Origin of the sequence: Sulfoacidibacillus thermotolerans (assembly GCF_003144315.1) — a bacterium.
In the GTDB taxonomy this organism is placed as follows: Bacteria; Bacillota; Bacilli; order Alicyclobacillales; family SLC66; genus Sulfoacidibacillus; species Sulfoacidibacillus thermotolerans.
Map to the genome: position 1 here is coordinate 1 of NZ_MPDK01000072.1, position 2,019 is coordinate 2,019.

2 protein-coding genes are annotated in these 2,019 nt (G+C 40.9%); one reads left to right on the forward strand and one right to left on the reverse strand.

All coding sequences use genetic code 11. The features are described from left to right. Positions 1-32: 32 nt before the first annotated feature. The gene (locus BM613_RS14355; protein WP_146192847.1) at positions 33-1,214 is read left to right on the forward strand and encodes a beta propeller repeat protein; all 1,182 of its coding nucleotides are present in this window, start codon (positions 33-35) and stop codon (positions 1,212-1,214) included. A gap of 30 nt (positions 1,215-1,244) precedes the next feature. Here BM613_RS14355 and BM613_RS14360 read toward each other — a convergent pair whose 3' ends face one another. Next, a complete protein-coding gene (locus BM613_RS14360; RefSeq protein WP_109431840.1) occupies positions 1,245-1,862 on the reverse strand; it encodes a glycoside hydrolase family 25 domain-containing protein in 618 nt (205 codons plus the stop codon). Between the last annotated feature and the right edge of the window lie 157 nt (positions 1,863-2,019).

Sequence of the window (2,019 nt, forward strand, 5' to 3'; positions counted from 1 at the left end):
CTACACTGCATAGTTAAGAGGAGGGTGTTTTCGTGAAAAAAGTGTTTGTGTTTCTCGCAGGCCTACTGAGTATAGCGACGTTTCTTACAGGGTGCGATGCTGAACGTGTAAATCAGCCTATACATCCAATTACGAGTACAAAAATGAATACGACAAAAAAACAAGGAGTAAGCAATATTAATTTTTCACAAGTGAAATTATTCAACCAACATTGCGGGTGGGCGTTCACGCAAAAAGGTGATATTTTGCGCCTTGAGAGGAATACAAGCACCTGGTTCGATGTAACACCAAAAGAATTAGATCCATATGAAAAACAATTTTCCAGCGTCTTCTTTCTCAATCGTTCGGATGCATGGATTGCTGTGCACGAAAATTCAATTTCAGGTCTGCCGTTGATCTTATATTACACGACAGATGGAGGTAAGCGTTGGACTGCCCAACCATTTACACAATTACTGAAATATCCTTCAGGTAATGTCTACTTAAAATTCTTGAATTCAAAGATCGGATATCTTATAAATATCAACCCCGGAATGGGGACATTTAAGGCTGCTTTATACAAAACAGAAAATGGAGGTGTTGTTTGGAGGTTTATAAATCAGACGAATACAACCACGTTATCTAAAGGAATTCAACCGTTACCGCACGTTACAGAGTCTCTTCCGTTTGGTGCAAATCCCCTCTTCACTACTTCAAACATCGGATGGCTCTTCGGTAAAGCACGTGCAGATTACCTGTTGCCTAATCAAACTTGGTTATATCTCACGAATAATGGGGGACAGACGTGGACACACATCAACTTACTCCCCAAACCTGTGTCTTCGCACGTCGCAGTAGAAATAAATTGGGCGGAATCCATCGATCAATCCGTCCTGTTCATCCAAACTTTGCGCCACATACCGACACTAGATCTCATCAGCAATACCCTTTACGAAAAGAAGAATCAAGGACAAACGTGGCACTCCCTGTTACTTCCTTCTGATTCCATTTTATATGCCTCCTTTGTAAGTCCAACGAAAGGATGGATTCTGCTAAACAACGGGGTACTAGATCAGATCACAGCGCAGCAAATCATAACACGTACACATATCCCTCATGTACAGGATGTTTTGGGGATGCATTTCCTTACATCGAAAACCGGCTATTTAGTTTATGCGCAGATAATAAAATGGACAAATACAGGCGGTACAACATGGACGCAATTATCCACCTAAACAGAGTATAGTCTGTTTAGGTGGATAGTTTTAATCTACATACGCGTCATAATCAGCGCTGTCACTAGAATAATACTGCCACATAATAATATCTTCGTTATTGTAATCAGAAAACGTTTCCGGAGCAAAGGAAGACGGTATGGTAGCTGATGATGTATATTGAGGTTCGTAAGACCAGCCGTATCCTGGAGCAATCGCTTGAGCTGAATTACTACCGCAAATCTCTGTCCATGCATCTGGTGCGGAGTAAATGCCCGGAACATAACTTTGTTGTGATAATTCATTGCAAAAACCTTTGACGGTTGCATAATTCTCATCTGTCGTCCCATTCCAATATCCCACTTCAACATCAGCATAAATTAAGCCAATCCCATATTTAGAATAGGCACTTGATGTAACTTGTGCGATAGCCATTTGTGCCATATGAGCACCCCAAGATTCATCTGTGTAACTACTTCCCGATGGTTTGCTTCCTAAGAACCAAAATCCCTGAACAAAACCACCGTTATTATTCGCGTAATCCGCCGTTGATGAGTTGAAATAATCCGTTGTTGCCGATCCGACAGAACCTAATTCGCCGATATAAAAACGTTCACCAGTTGTTCCTGATTGAAATCCATCTGTAGCACTATCAGAACCATAAAGCATTTGAATCCACCTCCTTTGGTAATTTAAATGCAGTTACTGTTAAACATCTGACTAACGAAAACCCACAAAAATCTCCACCATTTTCCCACCTCCTACTCTATAAAGAGGCTTTGACCCCTTGTTTTTACTCCCCCTTCTCAAAAAAAATTTGATCCAT

Bases quoted from the DNA above. Each gene is read 5' to 3' on its own strand.
- BM613_RS14360 (WP_109431840.1), bottom strand. From the start codon at position 1,862: ATGCTTTATGGTTCTGATAGTGCTACAGATGGATTTCAATCAGGAACA.